The following is a 25,441-nucleotide window of genomic DNA, read 5'->3' as shown; positions in this document are numbered from 1 at the left end:
GCTGATCCGCGCGCTTCAGACCTACTGATGTTGCATTTTATTAGTGGTTATCCTTTGGTACATAAGCGCCGCTCTTGCCCACCAGGAAATCCAGGTCGGCGCCCAGGTTGGCCTGTTGCACGTGATCGACGTAAAGCTTGATCCAGCCGCGGGTGGCAGCCGGTTCGGGTTGTTGCCAGGCGGCGCGGCGACGGGCCAGTTCTTCGTCGCTGACGTCCAGGTGCAGCCGGCGCGCCTCGACGTCGAGTTCGATGAAGTCGCCGTTCTGCACCAGCGCCAGCGGACCGCCGGCGGCCGCTTCCGGCGCCACGTGCAGCACCACGGTGCCGTAGGCGGTGCCGCTCATGCGGGCGTCGGACACCCGGACCATGTCGGTGATGCCTTTGCGCAGTACCTTGGGTGGCAATGGCATGTTGCCCGCTTCGCCCATGCCCGGGTAACCCTTGGGGCCGCAGTTCTTCAGCACCAGCACGCAGGTTTCATCCACGTCCAGGTCTTCGTCGTCGATGCGGCGGTGCAGGTCGTCGCTGTTCTCGAACACTACCGCGCGGCCGCGATGCTTGAGCAATTCGGGGGTAGCCGCCGACGGCTTGATGACGGCGCCGTCGGGCGCCAGGTTGCCCTTGAGGATGGCGATCCCGGCGGCTTCCTTGAAGGGCGCGTCGAAGGTGTGGATGACGTCGGCATTCCAGTTGGGCGCGTCCTTGCAGTTATCCCACAGGGTGTTGCCGTTGGCGGTCAGCGCGGTCTTGTCGATCACGCTTTCCATCTGCCGGATCACCGCCGGCAGGCCGCCCGCGTAATAGAAGTCTTCCATCAGGTACTTGCCGGACGGCTGCAGGTCGACCAGGCACGGCAGTTGCTGGCCGATATGGTCCCAGTCCTTCAGGTCCAGCTTGACGCCGATGCGACCGGCGATGGCCAGCAAGTGGATCACGGCATTGGTCGAGCCGCCGATGGCGGCGTTGACGCGAATGGCGTTCTCGAAGGCCTGGCGGGTCAGGATCTTGGACAGCACCAGGTCTTCCTTGACCATGTCGACGATGCGGCGACCGGCGCTGCGGGCCAGTACATTGCGGCGCGCATCCACGGCGGGAATGGCGGCGTTGTGCGGCAAGCCCACGCCCAGCGCCTCGACCATGCTGGCCATGGTGGAAGCCGTGCCCATGGTCATGCAGTGCCCGTGCGAGCGGTGCATGCAGCTTTCGGCTTCGAAGAATTCTTCCTGCGTCATCTTGCCGCCGCGCACGTCTTCCGACATCTGCCATACGCCGGTGCCGGAACCGATTTCGCGACCACGGTATTTACCCGACAGCATCGGGCCGCCCGACACGCCGATGGTCGGCACGTCGACCGATGACGCGCCCATCAGCAGCGCAGGGGTGGTCTTGTCGCATCCCATGAGCAGCACCACGCCGTCGAGCGGGTTGGCGCGGATCGACTCCTCGACGTCCATGCTGGCCAGGTTGCGGTACAGCATGGCGGTAGGGCGCAGCAAGGTCTCGCCCAGCGACATCACGGGAAACTCGAGCGGAAAACCACCAGCTTCCCAGATGCCGATCTTGACCTGTTCGGCCAGGGCGCGGAAGTGCGAATTGCAGGGTGTCAGTTCAGAGTAGGTATTGCAGATGCCGATCACTGGACGACCATCGAACTGGTCGTGCGGGATGCCGCGGTTCTTGACCCAGGAGCGGTAGATGAAGCCATCGCGGTCCTGCCGGCCAAACCAGGCCTGGCTGCGACGGGTAAGTTTTTTTGTTGCGTCAGTCATTTGGGATTGCCTCGATGACGGGCGCGACCATGCCTCAACGGACGTGGTCGACCTCAGGTGCATCAATATGCCGTTCGCGGTGCGAAACGGCGCTGTCTTCAGTTGCCGTGCGTGTCGCTGCGCGCCGGTTGCACGCGCTAGCGGGGTCGCCTCGGGGCGTCAGGATTGCCTGTCGCCCTGGTCAAAGAAATAGCGGGAAAAGTCGATCAGCATGTAAGCCAGCAACGAACCGAACGACGAGGCGCGATGCAGTGCGCGACGTGCACGCGTGGTCGTCGGCAGGGTCGCCACGACAGCGTGGGTCCAGCTGCCATGCGACCAGGGATGCGCGGTCATTGCTGCAGTTGCCAAGATTGTCTCCATGCCTGATGCCGGTGGCTTGCGCTACCGCCTGGGTCGTGGTGCCGTCTGTTCCTCGCATCGCTCAAGGCGTTTGCGGGACAGGACTTTGTTCGATTGGCTGCGAGTCTATTGCACCGTTTCCGGTTTGGTCAAGTGGTAATACCAAAACCCAATGATGTGCTTGCAACGCTGCAATTACTCGCATTTTTTATTGCGTCGATGCAGCATCGGATCGAATCCGGGCTCGCTAGTGGAGGCAGGCCAATCATCGCTTCAGAGAAGACTTTCTGCGATGCATGATTTGTTGCGACGCGGTATCGATGAATCTTTCGCCGCGTTTTTTTCGTCCTTGACACTCGCTATCGGATGTGAAATTCTCAATGCGCTGGTCTGACCACATGACCGCTGGCGCATTACTCGTTGCTGCCAGCGCAATGTTGGAAAAATGTTCCAAAGGGTACAAGCGCCTGCTGGCCAGCGATAACAAGAAATACCGAGACAAACACAATAACAAGCTGCAAGGCACCGGAAACCTGCGCAATACCGCTATCACAATCCACGCAGGTCACAGCTGCAGGGAGGCAAAGTCCTACGCCAAAGCCTTTCTGCGCCCCTGATACCGGAGGAGACATGACTTTTGCACGCAGAACGTTGATCAAGACGATGGTGGCGATGGCCGTTGGCTGTAGCCTGGGCGCAGCATTGCCGGCCTATGCCGCGTGGCCGGAGCGACCGGTGACGCTGGTGGTGCCATGGGGCGCCGGCGGCGGTACCGATGCCACCGCACGCATCATCGGCACCTTGCTCGAGAAGGATCTGGGACAACCGGTCAATGTGGTCAATCGCACCGGCGGCAACGGCGTGGTGGGACATCAGGCGATTGCCGGCGCCGCACCCGACGGCTACACCATCGGTATCGCCACGGTCGAGATCGCGATGATGCATCACCAGGGCCTGACCAAGCTCAACCCGCGCGATTTCACGCCCCTGGCGCTGATGAACTTCGATCCCGCCGCGCTGACGGTGGCCGCCGATTCGCCCTACAAGACCTTCGATGACCTGTTCAAGGCGATCCAGGCCAACAAGGGCAAGCTTAAGGCCTCCGGCACCGGCCTGGGCGGCATCTGGCACCTGGGGCTGTCGGGCATGCTGAAGGACTTGAAGCTCGATCCCAAGGACGTGCGCTTCGTGCCCTCCAACGGCGCCGCCCCCGCGATGGTCGACCTGGCCGCCGGCGGGGTTGAGATCGTGGCCGCTTCGCTGCCCGAGGCGCGTTCGCTGATCGATGCCGGCAAGGCGCGTCCGCTGGTGGTGATGGCCAACGAACCGGCCGCGCTCTATCCCAAGGTGCCGACCCTCAAGAGCCTGACCAACAGCACCTGGACCAATGGCGCCTGGCGCGGCATCGTCGCGCCCAAGGGCTTGCCGGCCGATATCCAGGCCAAGCTTTCGGCCAGCCTGAAGAAGATCTATGACAGCCGCGAATACAAGGACTTCATGAGCGGGCGCGGCTTTGGCGTGACGTATGCCGATTCGGCAGAGTTCGGCAAGTTCATGGACAAGAGCGACGCCGACATGGGCACCATCCTCAAGACCTTGGGCATGGCGAAGTAAGACGCGCTGCATGGTGCGACGCCCCTGCCGGAGAAGACAGGGCGTCGCGTTTTTTAAGCGCTTGTTCCCAATGGTTTTTCCACTCGATTTTTCGGACCCTCGCCATCATGAAAATCAACGATGCCTTATCGGGATTGCTGGTCGCCCTGTTTGCGATCGCGATCTACGTCTATGCCGATACGCTGCCTGCCATGGGCCAGCAGATCGGCCCCAATGTCTTCCCGCAGATGCTGGCCGGCGGCTTCATGATCTGCGCCGTGCTGCTGGTGTTGAAGGGGCTGCGTGGCTTGCGACGGAGCGCCGCCAACACGTCGCACGGCACGCGCATCCCGACGGTCGGTCACGATGACGACGACGCACGCTGGTTTTCGCTGCCGCCGTGGCTGCACAGCGGCCGCTCGGTATTTGCCTTCCTGCTGATTCCGGCGTCGCTGGTGTTCTACATCTGGGTCTCCGAGCCGCTCGGTTTCCTGCCGACGTCGTTCATCCTGCTGACGCTCCTGTTCCTGACCTTTCGCACCCGCGTGGTGGTGGCCTTGCCGGTGGCGGTGCTGAGCGCGCTGGTGATCCATGCGCTGTTCTACAAGTTGCTCAAGGTGCCGCTGCCCTGGGGCATCCTGCAACCGCTGGCCTGGTAAGGAGACCGACATGCTTGCCAATATCTATGCCGCCTTCGCGATGGTGTTCGATCCATATGTGCTGGCGGTGATCCTGGGGGCCTCGATATTCGGGCTGTTCATGGGCGCCATTCCCGGCTTGTCGGCCACCATGGCCGTCGCGCTGCTGGTGCCGGTGACCTTCTTCATGCCGCCGGTGCCGGCCATCGCGACCATGGTCTCGGCCACCGCCATGGCCATCTTCTCGGGTGACATCCCGGGTTGCCTGCTGCGCATTCCCGGCACCCCCTCGTCGGCGGCCTATACCGACGAAGCCTATGCCATGACCATGAAGGGGCAGGGCGAGATCGCGCTCGGCGCCAGCCTGGTGTTTTCGGTCATCGGCGGCCTGTTCGGCACCATCGTGCTGATCCTGGCTGCGCCCGCGCTGGCCGAGCTGGCGCTGAAGTTCTCGTCCTTCGAATACTTCTGGCTGGTGCTGCTGGGCTTGACCTGCGCCATCTTCATCGCCTCCGAGAATCCGCTCAAGGGCTTCGTGTCGCTGTTTCTCGGCATGTTCATCGCCTCGGTCGGCATGGGCAACCCGGCCGGCGTGCCGCGCTTCACCTTCGACCATCCCGACCTGCTGGGCGGGGTCTCGCTGGTGCCGCTGATGGTGGGCATGTTCGCCATGTCGGAAGTGCTGCGATTCGCGGTATCGAAAGACTTCACGATGAAGATCGCCGATGGCCAGGTCGGCAACGTGTTCAAGGGCATGTGGGGTCTGTGCCTGAAATATCCGCGTTCGGTCTGGCGCGGCAGCGTGCTGGGCACCCTGGTGGGAGTGTTGCCGGGAGCCGGCGCCGACATCGCTGCCTGGATGTCGTATGCGATGAGCAAGAAGATGTCGAAGGAGCCGGAGAAGTTCGGCACCGGTCATCCCGAAGGCATCGTCGAGTCGGGCGCGGCCAATAATTCGGCGCTGGCCGGCGCCTGGATCCCGGCGCTGGTGTTCGGCATCCCGGGCGACTCGATCACGGCCATCGTGATCGGCGTGCTGTACATGAAGAACCTCAATCCGGGCCCGATGATCTTCATCGAGAACCCGGTATCGATGTACGCCATCTTCATCGTCTTCGTGCTGGCCAACCTGCTGATGCTGCCGCTGGGTTACTGGTGCATCAAGGCCTCCAAGCGTATCCTGACGATCCCGCGCGGGGTGCTGATGCCGCTGATCCTGCTGTTCTGCGTGGTCGGTTCCTACGCCACCAACAACAGCGTCACCGACGTGGCGATCATGCTGGCCTTCGGCATGCTGGCCTACTTCATGGAAGAGAACGGTTTTCCGGTGGCGCCTGCGGTGCTGGGCGTGGTGCTGGGCGGCATGCTCGAAGAACATTTCGTCACCTCGATGATCAAGGCCGATGGCGAGTTCCTGGCCTTCTTCAGTCGGCCCATTGCTGGTACGCTGGGCGTGATCACCATCGTCCTCTGGTTCCTGCCATTTGCGTTGAAGGCGTTACGCCGTCGCGCAGTGGCCCCGGCCTAGCCGGACTTCCCGATTCACCTCAATGAAAGGATGGTTGTTTGCATGGCTTCACCTGAACGTTTTTCTGCCGATGAACTGACCCGCTTCGCCAGCACCCTGCTGCAAAAGGCCGGTCTCGACGCGCCCAAGGCCGACAGCGTGGCCTCGACCCTGGTCGACGGCGACCTGCTGGGACACGACACCCATGGCCTGGCCCTGCTGGCGCCCTACGTGAAGGAGCTCGAGAAGGGCAGCATGACCAAGACCGGCGCGCCGCAAGTGCTGTCCGAACGCGCCGCCGCCCTGGCGTGGGACGGCCGTCGCCTGCCGGGCCCGTGGCTGGTGCATCAAGGCATCGATGCGCTGATCCCCAAGGCGCGCGACTACGGCACGGCTTCGCTGACCATCCACCACAGCCATCACATCGCCTGCCTGGCCGCTTATCTGCTGCGCGCCACGCAAGAGGGGTTCGTGATGGTGCTGGCCAGCTCCGACCCGGCGGTGCAGAGCGTGGCGCCCTTTGGCGGCACCCGTGCGGTGTTCACGCCGAACCCCATCGCCGCCGGCATTCCGACTTCGGGCACGCCGTTCCTGATCGATATCTCGGCCTCGGTCACCACCAACGGCATGAGCAACCGCCTGCACAAGGCCGGTCGCCAGTTCGATGAAGAGTGGCTGATCGACGGCCATGGCAATCCCAGCCGCGACCCGGCGGTGCTGGCGCAGGATCCGCCCGGCACCATCCTGCCGCTGGGCGGCCTGGCGGCAGGCCACAAGGGCTTCGGGCTGGCGGTGCTGATCGAGGCGCTGACCGGTGGCCTGTCCGGCTATGGTCGTGCCGATCCGCCTTCGGGATGGGGCGCCACGGTGTTCATGTCGCTGTACGATCCGTCGGCCTTCGGCGGCACCCAGGATTTCCTGCGTCAGATGGATTTCGTGGCCGACGCCTGCCGCACCAATCCACCGCGCCCGGGCGTGGAGCAGGTGCGCATGCCGGGCGACCGTGGCATGCAGCGGCGGGCGCAACAGTTGAAAGAAGGCGTGGCCTTGCATCCGACGATTGCCCCGGCGCTGCGCGAGGCCGGGTCGTCGTATGGCCTGGATTTCCCGACGGCGCTGTCGGCATGACGGGCAGGTCCGGGCGGCCGAGGCGGCCCGGACCTGGAAGATGAACTACTTTGAACGGATCCTTCATGCCGATTGAAGCGATTGAGCCGCAGCGCCTGTACCGCCAGATCAGTGACCAGTTGAGGAAGCTGATCGTCGATGGCGAGTTCCAGGTCGGTTCGCGCCTGCCCTCCGAGCGCGACCTCGCCGTGCAGCTGGGGGTGTCGCGGCCATCGCTGCGCGAGGCGTTGATCGCCCTCGAAGTCGAGGGCTATATCGAAGTGCACATGGGCTCGGGCATTTATGTGCGACGGCCTTCGACGCTGGTCGAGGGCGAGATCGACCTGTCCACCGAGGAAGGCCCACTGGAGCTGATCCGGGCGCGCGAGATGATCGAGGGCGAGGTGGCCCACGCGGCCGCCCAGCATGCCAGCGATGCGCAGATCACGGCCATCGACGACGCCTTCCAGGCCATGATTGCCGATACCGCAGCAGGCATCAATCCGCTGCAGGCCGATCGCCTGTTTCATATCCGGGTGGCCGAGGCGACCGGCAACAGCGTTCTGGTCGGACTGGTGACGCAATTGTTCGATGCCCGCCTGGGGCCGCTCTTCAAGCGTCTGCACAGCCACTTCGACAGCAAGGTGGTGTGGCTGGAAGCGATCGATGAACATGCGCAGGTGATGCAGGCCTTGCGCGCGCGCGACCCGGCGGCGGCGCGCGAAGCGATGCGGCGCCACATGGATATCTCGTTCAAGCGTTATTCGGCCAACCTGACCCTGCGGGAATCCGTACGTGAATCCGTGCGTGAGGCAGAAGAGCCGGCGCCTGCCGGCCGTGCCCGCAAGGCGCCGCGTGCGCGCAAGCCTTCGGTGGCGTCGGCCAAGGCGGGAGCGGCCAAGCTGCTGGCCAAGAACAAGGCGACGCTGGCGGCCAAGCCGGCCATCAAGGTCGGTGCGCGCAAGCGCTCGTCAGGAATCTAGTTGAAATAGCTGCGCGCCATTTCGAAGCGGCGCGAAAAGTAGGGATTGTCCATGCGCGTGATATGCACCCGGCCGTTGGTCGACGGTGCATGCACGAAGCGGCCGTCGCCCAGGTAGATGCCGACGTGCGAGAAGGGCTTGTTCATCGTATTGAAGAACACCAGGTCGCCGGCCCGCAGTTGCGCCGGGTCGATCTGGCGCCCGCGCCGGGCGATGTCGGCGGCGCTGCCGCTGATGCGATAGTTGGCCGCCTGCCCGAAGATGTACGACACCATGCCGCTGCAGTCGAGACCGGCGGACGGGTTCTTGCCGCCGAAGCGATAGCCGGTGTCGATCAGCGACAGCGCATAGATGGCCACCTCATTGCCCGCCTCGGTGGCCGGCAATGCCGGCTGACTCGATGGCTCGGCTCCCGGCAGGCGTTCGATGGGCGGCGCCACCGGATTGCTGCCGCAGGCCACCAGCAGCAACGCCGCGCACAAGGCGGCGATGCTGCCGGCGCCTTGTGCGCGAACCAACGACACGGCGTCGTGCACCCGCATCGGCTTAGTGACCCAGTTTGACCAGGACGTCCGACAGCATGGCGAACATCTGGTCGATTTCGTCGTTGGTCACGTTCAGTGCCGGCATGAAACGCAGCAGGTTGGGACGCGGCGCATTGAGCAGCAGGCCGACCGGTTCCATGTTGCGTGCAGCCTCGACGATCTGCGGGCCGATGTCGCGACCCAGTTGCAGCGCGCGCAGCAGGCCTTCACCGCGCTCGCCTTCGAAGCCATGCTTCTCGGACAATTTCAGTGAACCGGCGCGCAGGTAGTCGGCGCGTTCGCGCACGCTCTGCAGGAAGCCGGGCTTGAGCAGTTCCTTCATCACGGCCACGCCCACTGCGGTCATCAATGGATTGCCGTTGTAGGTGCCGCCCTGGTCGCCCGGCTCGAAGCAGGCGATCTCTTCACGCGCCAGCAGGGCTGCCAGCGGCACGCCGCCGCCGATGCCCTTGCCCAGCGTCATGATGTCGGGTTCGACATCCGACAGCTGGTAGGCGAACAGTTCACCGGTGCGGCCCATGCCGCTTTGCACTTCATCCACGATCAGCAGCAGGCCGGCCTGCTTGGTCAGGCGACGCAGGCCCTGCATGAATTCGCGGCTGGCCGGGATCACGCCGCCTTCGCCCTGCACCGGTTCCAGCATCACCGCCACGGTGTGCTTGGTGATCAGCGCCTCGACGCTGGCCAGGTCGTTCAGCGTGGCCTTGGGGAAGCCCGGCACCTGCGGCGCGAACATGGTGTCCCAGCCGTCCTTGCCGCTGGCCGACATGGTGGCCAGGGTACGGCCATGGAAGCTGTGCTTGAAGGTGATGATCTCGAAGCGGGCGTCGCCATTGGAGGCCGGATTCTTCTTGCCCCACTTGCGGGCCAGCTTGATGGCGCCCTCATTGGCTTCGGCGCCGCTGTTGGCGAAGAACACGCGGTCGAATACCGAGTTGGCCGTCAGCAGGTTGGCCAGTTCGATCGAAGGCGCGTTGTAGAACGCCGGCGATGGATTGAGCAGCTTGCCGCCTTGCGCGACCAGTGCATCGCTGATGCACTTGGGCGAATGGCCCAGCGCATTGACGGCCCAGCCCTGCAGGTAATCCAGGTAGCGCTTGCCGTTGTGATCGGTCAGCCACATGCCCTGGCCTTCGGTAAAGACCAGTTCAGGACGGTTGGTGACGTACATCAGCTTGTTGGCGTCGAATTCTTGGTATTGCATCGAAGGCTCCTGGGGCAAATAAGGTTGAACGGGAAGGGGCATGGCGGCGGCAGATCAGCTACGCAAAATGCACGGACAATCCCGATGGCGAATAAAAAAAAGCCACAGGGTTTGCCTGTGGCTTCGCGATTCGTTTCACTTCACGCGCACAGCGGCAAACCTCGTTGAGGGTGGCTGCGACGTCGTAAAAATGTGGCGTTGGCGATCATGCGGTCAATATTAGGACGTTTTACTACTAGCGTCAAAAAGATTCGGCCCTGATTTTGCCCTAAATGGCGCCACGTTGTATTTTGCCGCCGCACGGATGGTCATCATGGCAGGTCGTGATGACCGCCAGATGACCGCCCGGGGGGAGTTAGACGGCGTTGGTGACCGGTGTCGCCAGGTCGGCTTCGGAGGTGAACGAGTCGGCATAGAACTCGTCGGCCGGCAACTGGCACTGGGCGACGAAGTCACGCTGCGCCGATTCGACCACGATCGGGGCGCCGCAGGCATAGACCTGGTGGCCCGAGAGATCGGGGAAGTCGGCCATCACGGCCTGGTGCACGAAGCCGCTGCGGCCGCTCCAGTTATCCTCGGGCGCCGCGTTCGACACCACCGGCACATAGGTGAAGGCCGGCAGGCTGGCCGCCCATTGCTGGCACAGCTCGCTCATGTACAGGTCCTGCGGGCGGCGGCCGCCCCAGTACAGCGTGACCGGACGGGTCGAGCCGGCGTGTTCGAGCTGCTCGATGATCGCCTTGATCGGGGCAAAGCCGGTGCCGGAGGCCAGCAGCACGATGGGCTTGTCGGAATCCTCGCGCAGGAAGAAGGTGCCCAGCGGACCTTCGATGCGCAGGATGTCGCGTTCCTTCATGGTGCTGAAGACCTGGTCGGTGAACAGGCCGCCCGGCAGGTGCCTGATATGCAGGCTCATGGGGCCTTCCACATGGGGCGCGGTGGCCATGCTGTAGCTGCGACGCTTGCCATCGCGCAGCATGAATTCGACGTATTGCCCGGCCTTGTACTGCAGGCGATCGTTGGCCGGCAATTGCAGCGACAGCACGATCACGTCGTCGGCCTTCTTTTCGAGCCCGGCGACCCGCACCGGCAGCTTGCGCACCGGGAATTCGCCGACGCCGGCCACTTCGCGTGCCTCGATGACGACGTCCGAAGACGGTTTGGCACAGCAAAACAGCGAGAAACCGAGTTTTTCTTCGTTGGCGGGGAGGGCACGTTCCTGATGCGGGCCATGCTCCACTGCGCCTGAAATCAGCTTGCCCTTGCACGAGCTGCAAGCGCCGTTCTTGCAGCCGTAAGGCAGGCCGACACCGGCACGGATGGCGGCGGTGAGGATGGTTTCGCCTTCATCGCAGGAAAACTGGCGACCGCTGGGCTGTACTGTGACTTGGAAACTCATACAATTCGTGAACTGAACTAGGGTGATTGGAAAACCATGAAAAAACTGGGCATGCCGCGGGTACTGATCATCGGTTGTGGCGACGTCGGGCTGCGCTTGTTGCCGCTGCTGACCCCGCGCTATCGGGTGCTGGCCGTGACCAGCAACCCGCAACGCTGCGCCGAACTGCGCGCCGCCGGTGCCGTGCCGATCGTGGCCGACCTCGACCGCCCGCTTTCGCTGGGCCGCCTGGGCCCCCTGGCCGACCGCGTCATCCACCTGGCGCCACCGCCGTCGGAAGGTCCCGTGGACCGTCGTACCCGCAATGTGGCCGCCATTTTACCCGAGGGCGCGCGCGTGGTTTATATCAGTACCACCGGGGTGTATGGCGATTGCGACGGTGCCTTTTTCGACGAGACCCGCACCGCGCGTCCGCGTACTGCCCGCGCCGTGCGCCGGGTCGATGCCGAAAACGTGCTGCGGGCCTGGGCGCGGCGGCGCGGCGGGCGCTTGTCTATCCTGCGGGTGCCCGGTATCTATGCCGCCGATCGGCTGCCGGCCGAGCGCCTGCGCAAGGGGACCCCGGCGCTGGCGGTGGCCGACGATGTCTATACCAACCACATTCATGGCGACGACCTGGCGCAGGCCACGCTGGCGGCCATGCGACATGGGGCGTCCAACCGGCTCTACCATGCGGTGGACGATACCGATCTGCGTACCGGCGACTTTCTCGATGCCGTGGCCGATGCGCTGGCGCTGCCGCGCCCGCCACGCATGCCGCGCGCCGACATCGGCGCGAGCGTGTCGCCGATGATGTTGTCGTTCATGTCAGAGTCGCGCCGGCTCGATAATCGCCGCCTGCGTGAAGAACTGGGGGTACGACTGATCTGGCCCGATGTGCAGTCGTTGCTGGCGACGCTGAAAAATAATGCCGGGGAGTAAGTTTATTCTTATGCAATTTTCGAGGTTTCTATATTCGAATTTCGAATAAGTATAAGAATTTAAAGTTGTTGTCTTGCCTAGGCGGCAACAGTAAAGTCCAGCCTGACAAGGTGTAAGGGGCGCCTCGCCTGCAACCTTCGGTTCAAGACGAACAATTAGCCGTCGTCCTGACCTTCGCCGGGACGACGAACGATGGATCCGGGGGTTGACTGACGGCATTGACATCCCGCCCATCGCTTCTTTTATCTTTCCACCAACGCGGGCTGTTCCGCAGGACGACATGAAGTTATCTTTCAAGAACGTCGCCAAGCATTTCGGCGGCCTGCACGTGATCGAAGATTTTTCGCGCGATATCGAATCGGGTGAACTGGTGGCGCTGGTCGGCCCATCCGGTTGCGGCAAGTCGACCTTGCTGCATATCGCCGCCGGCCTTGAACGCGCCAGTTCGGGCGCCGTCACCGGCGACGGCGTCGACATCCGCAGCCCGCATCCCGAGCGCACCCTGATGTTCCAGGAAAACGCCCTCTACCCGTGGCTCACGCTGGAGCAGAACGTGGCGCTGGCGCTCGAATTCCAGCAGATCGACAAGAAAGAAGCCGCCCAGCGTGCGCGCGTGTGGCTCGACAACGTCAAGCTCAAGGGCTTCGAAGCGTATTACCCGCATCAGGTGTCGGGCGGCATGCGTCAGCGCGCCGCGCTGGCCCGCGCGTTCATCTCCGAGCCGCGCGCGCTGTTGCTGGACGAGCCGTTCGGCGCGCTCGATGCGCTCACTCGCATGACCCTGCAGGATGCGCTGCGCGACCTGATCCGCCAGCAGGGGCCTACCGTATTGCTGGTAACGCACGATGTGGACGAGGCGCTGTTCCTGGCCGACCGCATCTTCGTGTTCAGTCCGCGCCCGGCCACGGTGCTCAAGGAATTCAATCTCGTGCATCACGAAAAGACGCACGATCTGTCCGAATTCGCGGCCATCCGTCGCGAGATCCTGTGCCTGCTCGGTATCCATGCCGAACAGGACGAATTAGCTAAAACATTGGAAGGGGTGGGAGTATGAAGCTCAAACTGGCACGCATCGTGATTCCGGCGCTGGCGGCGCTGGCATTTGCCAATAACGCGTTCGCACTGGAAAAGTTCAAGATCGGTTATCTGCGCGTGATGGACGACGCCCAGGCCATGGCCGCCTATGAGGCAGGCCTGTACAAGAAGTACGGCCTGGACGTGGAACTGATCGAATTCAAGTCCGGCACCGACCTGGTCAAGGCCATCGTCGGCGGCCAGCTCGATAGCGGCGTGTTCGGTTTCTCCAATGCGGTGGCCTGGGCTTCCAAGGGCGCCGACCTGAAGGTGGTGGGCGGTGCGCAACTGGGCTACCACGCCCTGGTGGCGCGCGAAGATTCCGGCATCAACAAGGTCGCCGACCTCAAGGGCAAGACCCTGGCATCGCAAGCCGAGGGCAGCACTGCCGACACCGTGCTCAAGGGCGTGGTGCTGAAAGATGCCGGCATCAAGGCCGACGATGTGAACGTGATGGGCGTGTCGCCGCAGGTGGCGGTGCAGTCGCTGGTCGGCAAGCGGGTTGATGCGGCCTTCCTGTTCGAGCCGCAGGCACGCATTGCGCAATTGATCGCACCGGTCAAGCAGATCTATGAAATCGGCGAAGTCTGGCCTTTCCCGTGCATGGTGGTGATCACCTCCGGCGAAACGCTGAAGAAGCGCCGTGATGCCGTCTGGAAGTCGCTCGACGCCCAGCGCGACGCCATCACCCTGCTGCAGAAAAAGCCGGGCGAAGCCTCCAAGCTGATCGCCGGTTATTTCATCGCCGAGCCGACCCTGAAGACCCTGAAGCACGGCGAGCTGCTGCGCGAAGACGTGATCCGCGACGCCATCAAGAGCCAGACCTTCACCCCGAAGATCTCCAAGCGGGACCAGGATCGCATGCAGGAAATCTCTAACATCCTGCAAGATCAAGGTTCGTTGAAGACCAAGGACGGCAAGCCTTTCGACGTGAATTCGATTACCGACCTGTCGTGGCAGACCGCCCGCAAGTTGTAATCGGTGGTCGTAAAGCGGCGCGAGCAGCCCAATCACGCCTCTGCGATGCTCGCCGTACATCCGTACGGCTGCGCTTCTCGAGACGAGCTTGAGCCGCTCGCACCACTTTCCAACTCACCGCACAAAGTGATCTGATCGCCTTTCGTAGCTTCGCTGCGCTCGCTACGTTGTGTCGGTACAGTTGCTGGTTGTAGCATCGCTTTGCTCGCTACTTTCGGTACCCATCATTTTTGGCCGGGATTCCGGCTTTTGTCATTTATAAGCAAGCATGAGCTCCCAGCGTCGCGTTACCGGTATTCGCAAGAAGCTCGCCATGGTCATGGCGATCGCATTCATCCTGTTGATGTGGCAGATTGCCGCGTGGTCGTTGCCGTCCTTCCTGATGCCGGGCGTGCCATCGGTGGTGGTGCGGCTGTGGGAAGAGGTGCAATCCAACAATTTCCGGCTGGCGCTGTTCGGCAGCCTCTATCGCCTGGGGCTGGGATATGGCTCGGCGCTGCTGTTCGGGATCGGCTTCGGCCTGATCGGCGCGGTGCTGTTCTTCTTCCGCGAGGTGCTCAAGTCGGCCATCGTGATCCTGCAGTCGATCCCGTCGATTGCCTGGGTGCCGTTGTTCCTGATCCTGATGGGGTTCGGCAACCTGCCCATGATCGTGGTGGTCGCGATTGCCGCCTTCTTCCCGGCCGCACTGTCGGTGATGAATGCCACCGAGAGCGTGCAGCAGGTGCATGTGTCGGCCGCGCGCGTGATGGGCGCTTCGCGCATGGGCTTGCTGCGCCGGGTCTACCTGCCGGCGGTGATGCCTGAATTGATCACGGGCGCCCAGCTGGCCTTTGGCAATGCGTGGCGGGCGCTGATCTCGGCCGAGATGCTGGTCGGGTTTGGCAAGGGCCTGGGGCGCACGCTGGCCTATTCGGGCGAGACCGCCGACATGGTCGGCGTGATGACCAACATCCTGACCATCGCCATCCTGGCGGCCTTGATCGACCAGGTGATCCTCGAAAAACTCAAGCAGCGCCTGCTGCGTTATCAATACGTGTAACCGGCGAGGTCCGACGCGATGCGCTTGCCTGTCATTGTCCCGCTGTTGCTGATGTGCGCCGCCGCCAGTGCCGGCGCATTGGACAGTGCGCGCCAGAACGGCACATTGCGGATTGGCCTCGATTACGTGCCACCGGTGTACAAGGGCGGCATGAAGTTTCGCACCCCCGAAAGTATCGACACGGTGCTGGCCGATGATCTGGCCGCGCAACTCAAGCTCAAGTCCGCCTCCCTCAAGAACAATCCCGTGGCCGACGCCATGCAGTCGCTCAAGAGCGGTCACGCCGACGTCGTGCTGACGCTGGCGCCTGCTGGTGAAACGCTGGCCGCCGATACGGTGGCGATCCCCACCGGTTATAGCGCCGGCGGCATGGCCATCATGCGCACCGATACCACCATCAAGAAATGGGAAGACCTGAAAGGGCGCACCGTATGCGTGTCCGAAGGGGCCCCCTATGTAGGGACATTGGCATCGCGCTATGGCGCTATCGAAAAAGTGATGCGGGCTCCCGCCGATTCGTTATTGGCGGTGCGGGTCGGCGATTGCGACGCGGCAGTGCACGACGACACGATGATGAAAGAGCTTTTCAAGTTGCCCGAGTGGAAGAAGTTTTCTGCGCAGTTGGCACCCACCAGTCGCCAGCAGCTGGTGCTGAAAGTGCGTGGCGCCGACGCGGCCGATCTGGTTCTGTTACGCCAGGCTGCCGCCCGCTGGAACGAAACTTACTGGGCAGGTGTAAAAAAGAAGTGGGCCAACAACGTGGCCTTCGAGGTTTATCTCGACCAGAACGTACCGGATTGCCATTGAGAGCAATTGATTGCCACTGATTCAACTAAGTTGTTGATTTGAAATTCCTGGCAGAAACTAATTGTCAGAATAAGAATAAAACTGTCGCCAAACGACTAATTTAATGAATTTCCTGAATGGCAGAGTTCGTTGGCTGGCGTAAGATGGAGGCTGATTGCGGTAGTGATCCTGCCGCGTCACCTGTATCAAAACACAAACACCGCAACAGGAGTCTACCGTGCCCGTCGATATCGCCAGCGCAGTGAGCGCAGTCGTTCCCACACCCACCGATAGCAGCACGCCCTACGGTGCGCCGAACGCAGACCAGGTCCGCAAGGCCGACGAAGCACGCATGCAGCAACTGGCCGAACAGCGTCGTCTGGAAGAAATCCAGGCCGACCAGCAGCGCGCCGATACGGCCCGCCAGCAACGCGACGAGCGTGCGCAGATTTCGCGCAATGCCGATGGCGAGATGATCGGGACGATTGTCAGCACCACTGCTTGATCGTTGGACAGCCGTCATTGAGACGGCTTGGCTGGCTTGAGGTGTGCGGGATGCACGACCCTCGGCTGGCGTGGGCGTCAACGCCAGTTGGCGCCGGCTGCTGCTGCCATGGTGAATTTCTGGTCAGCAGACAGATCGGCCAGGCGGCTGCCTGGCTGCAGCAAGGTCGCAAATGCGCCGACCATGCTATCTACCTGATTGGCCAATAACTGCTTTCCGTTTTGTAGCTGGAAGGCGCCTATCTGATAAGTGCTTCCGAGATACCAGTTGCGGACGGTGAGCTTGTCGTGCGTTTCGAGTAGTTGCAATTCGAGGTCGTAACCTGAGCGTTGCAGCCAGATATGCTGTTCTGATATGTCGTCGCCGAACAGGACGGTATCGAACTCATCTATTCCGTGGCGGTTATGAGAGATGACATCGGAATTGCTGTCTCGGCTGAATATATAAGTGTCGTTGCCTGTCCCGCCGTTCAGGAAGTCGTCTCCGGTTCCTCCGTCGAGCAGGTCATCACCCGAATCACCATATAGTGAATCATTTCCGTCGCCGCCATTCAGTCGATCATTGCCGCCACCGCCGACCAGATTGTCATTGCCGTCGCCACCGTCGAGAGTGTCATTGCCGCCTGCACCCCGTAGCCAGTCATCGCCGGCGTTTCCATGGATGATGTCATCGGTGCTGTAACCCCATATCGAATCGTTAGCGTCGGTAGCAATCATGGCCATCTTCTTGATGGTATCGATATCCCACGTCGTGCCGTCGGCGAAGCTGATGTTTTCCAGCGCAGTGGCGGTGTTGCAATCTGCCGTGAAGTAGCGTTGAACGGTAAAGGAATCATCCGTACCGTTTACTTTTAGAATCAAGTCGTCGGAATAGTTCCGGACGATGGAGATATCTTCGGGGGCAATGTTTGATCCGAAGAGGATGGTGTCATTATCGGTGCGCGGTCTCTGGTAATACGGATCTCTGATGATGTCTTGACCATCGCCTTTGTCGAACAGATAGACATCATCTCCAGCGCTGCCCGTGAGGTCGTCGTTACCTTCCCCTCCATTGAGAATGTCATCGCCGGCGCCGCCAATTAGGACATCGTTTCCTGCTCCGCCGTTGAGGATGTCGTTGCCTGATTCGCCAGAAAGTGAGTCATTTCCCTCGCCACCATGCAGTTGATCATTGCCACTACCGCCGACCAGATTGTCATTGCCGTCGCCACCGTCGAGAGTGTCATTGCCGCCTGCACCGCGTAGCCAGTCATCACCTGCGTCTCCGTGGATGACATCATCGGTGCTGTAACCACATATGGAATCGTTAGCGTCGGTAGCAATCATGGCCATCTTCTTGATGGTATCGATATCCCACGTCGTGCCGTCGGCGAAGCTGATGTTTTCCAGCGCAGTGGCGGTGTTGCAATCTGCCGTGAAGTAGCGTTGAACGGTAAAGGAATCATCGGTACCGTTTACTTTTAGAATCAAGTCGTCGGAATAGTTCCGGACGATGGAGATATCTTCGGAGGCAATGTTTGATCCGAAGAGGATGGTGTCATTATCGGTGCGCGGTCTCTGGTAATACGGATCTCTGATGATGTCTTGACCATCACCTCTGTCGAACAGATAGACATCATCTCCAGCGCTGCCCGTGAGGTCGTCGTTACCTTCCCCTCCATTGAGAATGTCATCGCCGGCGCCGCCAATTAGGACATCGTTTCCTGCGCCGCCGTTGAGAATGTCGTTGCCTGATTCGCCAGAAAGTGAGTCATTTCCCTCGCCACCATGCAGTTGATCATTGCCACTACCGCCGACCAGATTGTCATTGCCGTCGCCACCGTCGAGAGTGTCATTGCCGCCTGCACCGCGTAGCCAGTCATCACCTGCGTCTCCGTGGATGACATCATCGGTGCTGTAACCACATATGGAATCGTTAGCGTCGGTAGCAATCATGGCCATCTTCTTGATGGTATCGATATCCCACGTCGTGCCGTCGGCGAAGCTGATGTTTTCCAGCGCAGTGGCGGTGTTGCAATCTGCCGTGAAGTAGCGTTGAACGGTAACGGAATCATCCGCACCGTTTACTTTTAAAATCAAGTCGTCGGAATAGTTCCGGACGATGGAGATATCTTCGGGGGCAATGTTTGATCCGAAGAGGATGGTGTCATTGTCGGTGCGCGGTCTCTGGTAATACGAATCTGTGATGGTGTCTCGGCCATCACCTCTGTCGAACAGATAGACATCGTCTCCGGAGCCGCCCTTGAGTTTGTCGTTGCCGGTACCTCCTGCGATAAGGTCGTCACCGGATTCGCCAAAGAGTGAGTCATTTCCCTCGCCGCCATAAAGCCTGTCATTACCGCTGCCTGCGAATAGCTGGTCGTTGCCCGACCCGGCATCAAGGACATCATTGCCTGCACCGCCCATAAGATGGTCGTTCCCGCTTAGGGATATAAGCGTGTCGTTCCCACTGCCGCCGTCAAGACTACTATTTCCTTGGTTAGAAACAAGAACATCATGAGATTGTGAACCTGTTAGCGCTCTCTCATGAGTGCCTGCAAATTGAGCTGAGAAATTGCCGAGTGTCATCCGCTGTTCAGTCTGACTTGTTGAATTTCTCAGTTGATCGATGAGAAAGCGTTGATAGTCCCAGCCGGAATTCGTAAAACGGGTTCGTGAAATGCCACCAATAAATTCAAGAACGTCTGCAATGCCCAGTAATTTATCAATCTTGATTGCCTGCGAAAAGGCATTTTCTAATTCGGAAAAATCGGAATTTATGCTTCCGCTCAAAAGAGCGAAGTAATACCTTCTTAGCCTCGTCATCGGTACGAGGGATTCGTAGATGTCGCCCTTGAATCGTTCGTAAGCCGTAGTGATGTTTTCGATTTGACGCGCTGAAAAACGTACGATCAAGTTCCTTTCGTCACCCTTCATATTTTCGGTGTTGACCTGTCCGCGTCCACTTCTGTAAGTGAATCCCATGAATCGCTCGACGATGCCTAGCTTGAGCAGGAAATTACTGGTTTCCTTGGTGTCGTTCTGTATCCCGTCCAAATGGTATTCCAGGATCGTCCCATGAGCAGCATGTTCGCTTGCCTGCATGCGTAGCGATTTCATGTCTGATGTTTCTGCCCAGCTCTCGATGAATTCATCCAGTAGATTGATCTGCTCCTGACGGCCTGACAGTGCGACATATTTTTGCATGATCTTGGTCAAGGTCGGTGAAAGGCTGATGGCTTCTGACAGATCGCGAACACGTCCAGAACCTCGAAGATCGGGCAGGAACGCGGCATCATTCGAGCGAGCAATAGACGTTGTGAAGATTCTTTGAAAGCTGTCCGTAGCAAGATCGAGATTGCTGACTGTACCGACAGAGCCATCCAGTCGAGAAAACGATGCGTTGGCGCGCTGCATGTTTCCATTGCCCAGCCACTTGTTTGCATTGATGGCTTGAAGTTGAATGGTCTTGATCTCCAGCGCAGCCAGTGAGGCCAGTTCGTTGGCCGGCGATACGCCGTCCTGATTGAGGTCGCGCCAGACGCGTAGCCGTGTGAAAATTTCATCATCGACATCGATCTGCTTGTCGCTGTTGGTATCGAAATCTGATAACGCATCAAAACCATCGCGTGCCAGCAATCCATTTTTCTTGACGGTATTCACACCGAACAGTTCGCTGCCGGAATCGATCGTGCCGTTGCCATCACGATCCAGGACCAGCCACCCGTCATCCGGCTTCAACCAGCCTGTACCGGTCCTGATCCCGTCGCCAGTGTGATCGAAGAGCGGCGCAATCTCGCTGCCTTCGGTTTCGATGCCATCGCCATCCAGGTCCAGGGCAAGAGGATCGATAGTTTCGTTCTGGATGGCGGCGCGAGCGCTTTCGGCGCCTGAGTTGCTGATCCCTGGCATGCCCCGCTTGTTAGAAGTGGCGCCGTCAGTTTCTATTCCCATGATTGGCCAAGGCAGACCGGACATGGGATCTTCCTGCCACATTGGTAGCCCCTGGATCGGGCCACGACCTATGCTCTCCACATTGTCTTTGTTATGCTGCGGCCAGAGATCACCTTCGAAGTTAGTCGGGTTGATGTCGGCTGCGCGCAGTGCCGCCCAGACGAAGTCGATGCAGCTGTTGGTGAAGGCGTTGTAATGTTTGCTGAAACCGGCAGCTTCGGGGTTTTCGCTGAATTTCTTGATGGAGTCGTATTGCTCTTGCGTCAGTTCTATAGTCCTTGAATAACCCGGATCTTTATATTTTTCTCCATCATCAAAATAGAAATTGCCTTTTGAAAAAAGCTTTTTGAGCGGATTGGCATCTTCAGGAACGTAATTTGTATCTTGGTAAAAACTGAAATGTCTCGATTCTAATTTGTCATCGGCTATCGAGTACCACATATGCCCAACCATGGCAGGCTCGCCATTTGTTCTAGTGGTACCTCGATCTGCAATGTATATAGTAACGGATGGCATGTCCTGCTCCTTTGGGTGGGTGAGAATGCGGAGGGACATGCCAGATCAACGTTTCAAGATATCCTGCTCGAATCGTGATTCGCGAGGGTAGTCCGATCGAATAGTTCTTAGGCGTGTTATTTCGGCGGTGCGGTGTTGTGAAAGCCAATCATGCCTTTCAATTGGAACAGCTCGCGAGCGCCTTCTAGATAGTTGAAACGGATGGTGTAGGTCCCCGGGGGGAGTTCTTGCTGAGCCAAATAGGTATACCTCCCCATGTAGGTTCCGCCTGTCCAAGGCCGTGTTATCAAACGGTCATACAACTGATGTTTGTCTGAATTGCGAAATAAGCGAACTCTGAAGGTCGCTGGGATGCCGATCGATACCCACTCGCGAGTGCCAGGATCGTATTTCGATCCCATCATCTTCATTAGGAAAGCGGATTCTTCACGGGTTTCTTTCTTATCAAAAAAATGGGAATACTCGTTTAAATCTCTTAAGTACAAAGATAGGCTGATTGCATACATCCCCGGTTTCCCCACCTTCACCTGAAACTCATAACCCGCCCCCACATCCCACAAATCGAATTTCATCCGATAAGGCAGTGCATGCGGCCCATCGCCTGTCGGTGATTCGCATCCGGCCAGGCAACTGATTTCAATGAGCAAGAGAAGCAGGACGAATAACTTTTTCATGGCCGTTCTCCCGCATTGCCTGAGTCCTCAGCACCGTCCATGCCCGGCCATGGGAGGCCGGAAAAGGGATCGACTTGCCACAGTGCTTCCTCCGACGGGATTGTTTCCACAATTTTCCCGGCCTCATCGAGGTCGCGCTGAGATGCTCCGTGTCGCTTGATCGAGTCTTCGCAACCGCACCCCAGTGCAGCTACCAGTATCAGTAGCGTGAGTAACAACACCGGTCTGCGAAGCCATTCCCGGTTGTTGTCCGGGTGCGCCGCGCGGGCGCAAGGCGTTCTGTCATTCATCGTGCAATCCATTAGTCCATCACTGCCAGTTACAAAGAACTGGCAATGCGCGGTAATCCGCAAGATCAATCAGAAATGAAATTCAGCCGAGGCCTGGCACACGAAACGTGAGAGCGGGGATGATGACGGCAGGAGGACAGGCGCAACCAGCGCTGTCGTTGAGGGAGGAGCGTAAGCGCGCAGCCGCGCCCATAAAAAAAGCAGGGAGGTTAATCCCTGCTTTTCAACAATTGCTTAGACCTTGAAACGCCATGCCGACTTTGGTGCGCAGGCAGGGCAACTGCGATCGTCAGCCAGTCATTGCGACGAACCTCGCAACGTCAACTCCACGGTGCGCTGATCAGCCGATTCAGGTTCTTCGGTATTCCGCATCGCCCGCGCAGCAATCCCCGCCACCAGCGCAAACACGGTAATGAGCAAGGCCACCATCCAAGGGCTGCCGCCACTGCGTGCCAGCAGCAGGGCCGACAACACCGGCGTGATCCCGCCACCTACCAACGCCCCGATCTGGTGGGCAATGCCGACGCCGCTGTAACGTACCCGGGTACCGAACAGTCCTGCGAACAATGCGCCCTGCGGTCCATACATCATCGGGTGGATCACGCCCAGCGCGATGGCCACGGCTGCGCCCACCAGCAGCGGCTGCGCCGTGTTGATCATCATGAAGTACGGCCACACGCCCACGGCGGCGCACAGCGTGCCGATGACGTACATGCGGCGGTGACCGATGCGGTCTGACAAGAGCGCGAACAATGTGTTGCCAACGATCGAGATACAGGCGCCGATCAGGATCGCATTGAGAAACATCGGCTTGGCCATGTGCAACTGGGTCACCGCGTACGAGGTGGTGAATACCAGCACGTTGATCGGCCAGGCGATCTCGCCGGCACGCGCCAGCGCCGCCAGCATGATCTGCTTCTTGTGATGCGCCATCAAGGTCGACAGCGGCGTCTTGCTGACGGTGCCGGCACGCTTGGCCTGTTCGAATTCTGCCGATTCCGGCAGGCGCAGGCGCGACGCCACGCCAATGATCACCAGCACGATGCTGAACAGGAACGGCAAGCGCCAGCCCCAGGACAGGAAATCGGCCTCCGGCAGCTTGGCCGTGAGCGACAGGGCCAGCGTCGACAGCACCAGCCCGGCCATGCCGCCCGACGAACTCCAGCTGCCGAACAGCCCGCGCCGTTTGGCCGGCGCATTTTCGACCGCGATCAGGATCGCGCCGCCTTGCTCGCCGCCCAGCGCCACGCCCTGGATCAGGCGCAGCACGCACAACATCACCGGCGCCCAGATGCCTGCGGTGGCATAGGTGGGCAACAGCCCGATCAGCGTCGAGGCCGCGCCCATGGCGATCAACGTGGCCAGCAGCACCGACTTGCGGCCGTAACGGTCGCCCAGGTAGCCGCACAGGATGCTGCCCAGCGGACGCCCCAGATAGCCGGTGGCGTAGGTCGCGATGGCCGCCAGCGCGCCGGTCAGCGGATCCAGCGTGGGGAAGAACAGCTTGTTGAAGACCAGTGCGGCGGCGGTGCCGTAGAGCAGGAAATCATATTGTTCCAGCGCGGTTCCCATGAAGCTGGAAAAGAACACGACCAGGCGATGTGGTTTCCTGGGCGGCGATGCGTCGATCGATGGTGTGGCAGACATGTCCGGCTCCGGTTGAGCAGATCGGTGGAAGAAAGGTCAGGCGCGCTGGCGTTGGCGCAGCACGCGGCGGGCGAACATGGCGAAGCTGGCGCGCACGATGCTCGATGACAGCAGAAAGTCGTGCGACTCCTTGGCCAGTGCCGGATCAAGCCGCTTCAGCGTTCCATAGGCGGCCATCGCTTGCAGCTGGTTGCGCGCGGCGCGTTCGATCAGCACCGACAGATACAGGGTTTCCTCGACGCTGGCGGTGGCCGCCAGAAAACCATGGTTGACCAGCAGGATGCTGCGCTTGCTGCCCAGTGCATTGGAGATGATCTCGCCTTCGTCATCGGCAATCGGCAGGCCCGGCCATTCGGCCAGGAAGGCGCAGTCGTCATGGAACGGGGTGGCGTCCATGTGGGCCACTTCCAGCGGCTGCCCGGTCATCGACAGGGTCGATACGAAGGGTGGGTGAGTGTGAATGATGCAATTGACGTCGGGCCGCTGCCGGTACACCCACAGGTGAAAGCGGATCGCCGGGTTGGGCACGCCGCGTCCTTCCAGCACCTGCAACTGGTCGTCGATGCGGATGATGTCATCGGCGTCGAGTTCGTCGAATCCCCGAGCCAGGGGCGTGGTGAGGAAAGTGCCGTCGTCCTGGCGTACGGTGATCTGGCCGGCCAGCGTTTCCGAATGTCCTTCGGCGGCGAGGATGTTGCAGGACAGGGCAATCTTTTCCTTGATTGTCCAGTCTCCAAAATCGAGTCCGGCCGACATGCGGCGCAGCGCCTGGCTGGAGAGTTCTTCCTTGGCTAAGGTCATGGGGGTTCCCGGTGGTTGAAGTCGGGAACCAGATTAACGGCGTCGTCCGGAATGCAATGTCACCAGAGTGCCTGGCGTGATGACTGTGCCTGCCGCTGCGCGCGGCCGCACTGCAGCAAAGAATCAGGCGGCGCCGGCCTGCCGGACCGCGGAAGGCGACAAGCCATAGCGCTGGCGGAAGGCGCGGCTGAAATGACTGGCATTGTTGAAGCCGCAGCGGTAGGCGATGTCGGCCACCGACAGGCGAGCATGGCGGGGATTGCCCAGCTCCGCGTGAGCGCGCTCCAGGCGGCGCTCCAGCAGGTAGCTGCCGTAGCGCAGGCCGCGCCGTTCGAACAGGCGGTGCAGCAGGCGCGGTGATATGCCCATGGTGCGCGCCACTTGCGCCACCGTCAGGTCGGGTTCGCATAACAAGGCGTCGAAGGTGGCCGCCAGCAGGTTCCAGCGGGTGTCGTCGGGGGCTGGCGCGATCGGTGGCGCCAGGGGTTGCTGGGATTCCGAATAAGCCGCCGAGAGCATCGAAACGAAAGCCTGCTCGGCGTGATAGGCGGTGTCGGCCGATTGGCCTGCCAGTTGCGGCAGCGACGGCAAGACCTGTTGCGCGTAGTGCCATACCGCCTGGCGCAGGGCCGAGTCGCGGCGCGCCATGGTCGGCACGAAATGCTGGAAGCGGCTGGTGTGGGCGCCGTGAAAACGGCTGAATGAAAAACGCAGCAGCAGGAAGCGACAGGCACTGTCGTTACGCACCGTGGAGGGGATCCGTGCCTTGCGATAGAACACATCGCCGCTGGCGAACTGCAATGCCACGCCATTCTGCTCGACGCAGCCACTGCCTTCGAGCACGATGCTGGCCAGCACATCGTCGGACTCCAGTTGCGCCACATGCTGCCAGTCGTGGCGCACCACGGTGCCGTGCGGCAATTCAGCCATCAACATGACGCCGCCACCCATCAAGCGGCAAGCCGACAGGCTGCCGGGAAAGTTCTGCGACTGGCACAGTTCTCCCGGCCCCACCAGGTCGTCCAGCACATATTTCATGTGGTGCAGCGACAGTGCGTCGACCGGCTGCAACGCCGGCATGTAGGGCAGTGCGGCAAGCAGCGATGTCGGCATGGCGGGTCCTCCTGGAAGACGGGCGTTGGGCTATCCGATCATACAAGCAATTAGCGTGCTTGCCTGGGGGCGC

22 protein-coding genes are annotated in these 25,441 nt (G+C 60.7%); 12 read left to right on the top strand and 10 right to left on the bottom strand.

Annotated features, from left to right (window positions below; translation table 11 throughout):
• Nucleotides 1–40: 40 nt before the first annotated feature.
• On the bottom strand, nt 41–1,771 hold the full coding sequence (locus LBW87_RS03480) for an IlvD/Edd family dehydratase (protein WP_225200027.1): 1,731 nt from the start codon (nt 1,769–1,771) through the stop codon (nt 41–43).
• Between the two features lie 159 nt (nt 1,772–1,930).
• Nucleotides 1,931–2,122, bottom strand: a complete 192-nt coding sequence (locus tag LBW87_RS03475) for a hypothetical protein (RefSeq protein WP_225200026.1) — start codon at nt 2,120–2,122, stop codon at nt 1,931–1,933.
• 371 nt (nt 2,123–2,493) lie between these two features.
• Between LBW87_RS03475 and LBW87_RS03470 the strand changes: the two genes are divergently transcribed.
• From LBW87_RS03470 to LBW87_RS03445, 6 genes are all read left to right on the top strand, one after another.
• Entirely contained in the window at nt 2,494–2,730 is a 237-nt protein-coding gene (locus LBW87_RS03470; RefSeq protein ID WP_225200025.1) for a hypothetical protein, read from the top strand.
• A 13-nt stretch (nt 2,731–2,743) separates the two neighbouring features.
• A complete protein-coding gene (locus LBW87_RS03465; protein ID WP_225200024.1) occupies nt 2,744–3,727 on the top strand; it encodes a Bug family tripartite tricarboxylate transporter substrate binding protein in 984 nt (327 codons plus the stop codon).
• A gap of 107 nt (nt 3,728–3,834) precedes the next feature.
• On the top strand, nt 3,835–4,365 hold the full coding sequence (locus LBW87_RS03460; RefSeq protein ID WP_225200023.1) for a tripartite tricarboxylate transporter TctB family protein: 531 nt from the start codon (nt 3,835–3,837) through the stop codon (nt 4,363–4,365).
• A 10-nt stretch (nt 4,366–4,375) separates the two neighbouring features.
• Entirely contained in the window at nt 4,376–5,872 is a 1,497-nt protein-coding gene (locus LBW87_RS03455; RefSeq protein ID WP_225200022.1) for a tripartite tricarboxylate transporter permease, read from the top strand.
• 42 nt (nt 5,873–5,914) lie between these two features.
• On the top strand, nt 5,915–6,979 hold the full coding sequence (locus LBW87_RS03450; RefSeq protein ID WP_225200021.1) for an Ldh family oxidoreductase: 1,065 nt from the start codon (nt 5,915–5,917) through the stop codon (nt 6,977–6,979).
• A 65-nt stretch (nt 6,980–7,044) separates the two neighbouring features.
• A complete protein-coding gene (locus LBW87_RS03445) occupies nt 7,045–7,941 on the top strand; it encodes a FadR/GntR family transcriptional regulator (RefSeq protein ID WP_225200020.1) in 897 nt (298 codons plus the stop codon).
• Here LBW87_RS03445 and LBW87_RS03440 read toward each other — a convergent pair.
• From LBW87_RS03440 to LBW87_RS03430, 3 genes are all read right to left on the bottom strand, one after another.
• Nucleotides 7,938–8,483: a C40 family peptidase gene (locus LBW87_RS03440; protein WP_225200019.1), complete on the bottom strand. Its 546-nt coding sequence runs from the start codon at nt 8,481–8,483 to the stop codon at nt 7,938–7,940. The genes LBW87_RS03445 and LBW87_RS03440 overlap by 4 nt on opposite strands.
• 4 nt (nt 8,484–8,487) lie before the next feature.
• Nucleotides 8,488–9,690, bottom strand: a complete 1,203-nt coding sequence (locus tag LBW87_RS03435) for an acetylornithine transaminase (protein ID WP_225200018.1) — start codon at nt 9,688–9,690, stop codon at nt 8,488–8,490.
• Nucleotides 9,691–10,045: 355 nt separating this feature from the next.
• Entirely contained in the window at nt 10,046–11,089 is a 1,044-nt protein-coding gene (locus LBW87_RS03430) for a CDP-6-deoxy-delta-3,4-glucoseen reductase (RefSeq protein WP_225200017.1), read from the bottom strand.
• 36 nt (nt 11,090–11,125) lie between these two features.
• On the opposite strand from LBW87_RS03430, the gene LBW87_RS03425 reads away from it, so the two are divergent.
• The 6 genes from LBW87_RS03425 (at nt 11,126) to LBW87_RS03400 (ending at nt 16,395) form a co-directional block, all read left to right on the top strand.
• Complete coding sequence (locus LBW87_RS03425; protein ID WP_225200016.1) at nt 11,126–12,010, top strand: NAD-dependent epimerase/dehydratase family protein; 885 nt, start codon at nt 11,126–11,128, stop codon at nt 12,008–12,010.
• Nucleotides 12,011–12,290: 280 nt separating this feature from the next.
• Nucleotides 12,291–13,064: an ABC transporter ATP-binding protein gene (locus tag LBW87_RS03420; protein ID WP_225200015.1), complete on the top strand. Its 774-nt coding sequence runs from the start codon at nt 12,291–12,293 to the stop codon at nt 13,062–13,064.
• Nucleotides 13,061–14,062, top strand: coding sequence for an ABC transporter substrate-binding protein (locus LBW87_RS03415; protein ID WP_225200014.1), 1,002 nt, complete (start codon nt 13,061–13,063; stop codon nt 14,060–14,062). The genes LBW87_RS03420 and LBW87_RS03415 overlap by 4 nt, the downstream gene beginning before the upstream one ends.
• A gap of 268 nt (nt 14,063–14,330) precedes the next feature.
• Nucleotides 14,331–15,104: an ABC transporter permease gene (locus tag LBW87_RS03410; RefSeq protein WP_225200013.1), complete on the top strand. Its 774-nt coding sequence runs from the start codon at nt 14,331–14,333 to the stop codon at nt 15,102–15,104.
• A gap of 18 nt (nt 15,105–15,122) precedes the next feature.
• The gene (locus LBW87_RS03405) at nt 15,123–15,911 is read left to right on the top strand and encodes a transporter substrate-binding domain-containing protein (protein WP_225200012.1); all 789 of its coding nucleotides are present in this window, start codon (nt 15,123–15,125) and stop codon (nt 15,909–15,911) included.
• A 217-nt stretch (nt 15,912–16,128) separates the two neighbouring features.
• Nucleotides 16,129–16,395 (top strand): hypothetical protein, encoded by a 267-nt coding sequence (locus LBW87_RS03400; protein WP_225200011.1) that lies wholly within the window; start codon nt 16,129–16,131, stop codon nt 16,393–16,395.
• A gap of 77 nt (nt 16,396–16,472) precedes the next feature.
• On the opposite strand, the gene LBW87_RS23960 is transcribed toward LBW87_RS03400, so the two are convergent.
• The 5 genes from LBW87_RS23960 to LBW87_RS03365 all read right to left on the bottom strand — a co-directional run bounded on the left by LBW87_RS23960 (nt 16,473) and on the right by LBW87_RS03365 (nt 25,368).
• Complete coding sequence (locus tag LBW87_RS23960; protein ID WP_320442707.1) at nt 16,473–20,843, bottom strand: calcium-binding protein; 4,371 nt, start codon at nt 20,841–20,843, stop codon at nt 16,473–16,475.
• Between the two features lie 116 nt (nt 20,844–20,959).
• Nucleotides 20,960–21,517: a DUF5625 family protein gene (locus LBW87_RS03380; protein WP_225200010.1), complete on the bottom strand. Its 558-nt coding sequence runs from the start codon at nt 21,515–21,517 to the stop codon at nt 20,960–20,962.
• A gap of 587 nt (nt 21,518–22,104) precedes the next feature.
• Nucleotides 22,105–23,454, bottom strand: coding sequence for an MFS transporter (locus LBW87_RS03375; protein ID WP_225200009.1), 1,350 nt, complete (start codon nt 23,452–23,454; stop codon nt 22,105–22,107).
• A gap of 36 nt (nt 23,455–23,490) precedes the next feature.
• Nucleotides 23,491–24,255: an aldolase gene (locus LBW87_RS03370; RefSeq protein ID WP_225200008.1), complete on the bottom strand. Its 765-nt coding sequence runs from the start codon at nt 24,253–24,255 to the stop codon at nt 23,491–23,493.
• Between the two features lie 123 nt (nt 24,256–24,378).
• Nucleotides 24,379–25,368: an AraC family transcriptional regulator gene (locus LBW87_RS03365; protein WP_225200007.1), complete on the bottom strand. Its 990-nt coding sequence runs from the start codon at nt 25,366–25,368 to the stop codon at nt 24,379–24,381.
• Nucleotides 25,369–25,441: the final 73 nt, after the last annotated feature.

The organism is Herbaspirillum sp. alder98 (genome assembly GCF_020179755.1).
Lineage (GTDB): Bacteria > Pseudomonadota > Gammaproteobacteria > Burkholderiales > Burkholderiaceae_D > Herbaspirillum.
The sequence above is the reverse complement of the archived record's forward strand: the minus strand, read 5'-3'. Positions and strand labels throughout refer to the sequence as shown.

Bases quoted from the DNA above. Each gene is read 5' to 3' on its own strand.
- LBW87_RS03440 (WP_225200019.1), bottom strand. From the start codon at position 8,483: ATGCGGGTGCACGACGCCGTGTCGTTGGTTCGCGCACAAGGCGCCGGC.
- LBW87_RS03425 (WP_225200016.1), top strand. From the start codon at position 11,126: ATGAAAAAACTGGGCATGCCGCGGGTACTGATCATCGGTTGTGGCGAC.
- LBW87_RS03445 (WP_225200020.1), top strand. From the start codon at position 7,045: ATGCCGATTGAAGCGATTGAGCCGCAGCGCCTGTACCGCCAGATCAGT.
- LBW87_RS03465 (WP_225200024.1), top strand. From the start codon at position 2,744: ATGACTTTTGCACGCAGAACGTTGATCAAGACGATGGTGGCGATGGCC.
- LBW87_RS03420 (WP_225200015.1), top strand. From the start codon at position 12,291: ATGAAGTTATCTTTCAAGAACGTCGCCAAGCATTTCGGCGGCCTGCAC.
- LBW87_RS03375 (WP_225200009.1), bottom strand. From the start codon at position 23,454: ATGTCTGCCACACCATCGATCGACGCATCGCCGCCCAGGAAACCACAT.
- LBW87_RS03480 (WP_225200027.1), bottom strand. From the start codon at position 1,771: ATGACTGACGCAACAAAAAAACTTACCCGTCGCAGCCAGGCCTGGTTT.
- LBW87_RS03430 (WP_225200017.1), bottom strand. From the start codon at position 11,089: ATGAGTTTCCAAGTCACAGTACAGCCCAGCGGTCGCCAGTTTTCCTGC.
- LBW87_RS03450 (WP_225200021.1), top strand. From the start codon at position 5,915: ATGGCTTCACCTGAACGTTTTTCTGCCGATGAACTGACCCGCTTCGCC.
- LBW87_RS03415 (WP_225200014.1), top strand. From the start codon at position 13,061: ATGAAGCTCAAACTGGCACGCATCGTGATTCCGGCGCTGGCGGCGCTG.
- LBW87_RS03410 (WP_225200013.1), top strand. From the start codon at position 14,331: ATGAGCTCCCAGCGTCGCGTTACCGGTATTCGCAAGAAGCTCGCCATG.
- LBW87_RS03405 (WP_225200012.1), top strand. From the start codon at position 15,123: ATGCGCTTGCCTGTCATTGTCCCGCTGTTGCTGATGTGCGCCGCCGCC.
- LBW87_RS03455 (WP_225200022.1), top strand. From the start codon at position 4,376: ATGCTTGCCAATATCTATGCCGCCTTCGCGATGGTGTTCGATCCATAT.
- LBW87_RS03470 (WP_225200025.1), top strand. From the start codon at position 2,494: ATGCGCTGGTCTGACCACATGACCGCTGGCGCATTACTCGTTGCTGCC.
- LBW87_RS23960 (WP_320442707.1), bottom strand. From the start codon at position 20,843: ATGCCATCCGTTACTATATACATTGCAGATCGAGGTACCACTAGAACA.
- LBW87_RS03370 (WP_225200008.1), bottom strand. From the start codon at position 24,255: ATGACCTTAGCCAAGGAAGAACTCTCCAGCCAGGCGCTGCGCCGCATG.
- LBW87_RS03460 (WP_225200023.1), top strand. From the start codon at position 3,835: ATGAAAATCAACGATGCCTTATCGGGATTGCTGGTCGCCCTGTTTGCG.
- LBW87_RS03380 (WP_225200010.1), bottom strand. From the start codon at position 21,517: ATGAAAAAGTTATTCGTCCTGCTTCTCTTGCTCATTGAAATCAGTTGC.
- LBW87_RS03435 (WP_225200018.1), bottom strand. From the start codon at position 9,690: ATGCAATACCAAGAATTCGACGCCAACAAGCTGATGTACGTCACCAAC.
- LBW87_RS03365 (WP_225200007.1), bottom strand. From the start codon at position 25,368: ATGCCGACATCGCTGCTTGCCGCACTGCCCTACATGCCGGCGTTGCAG.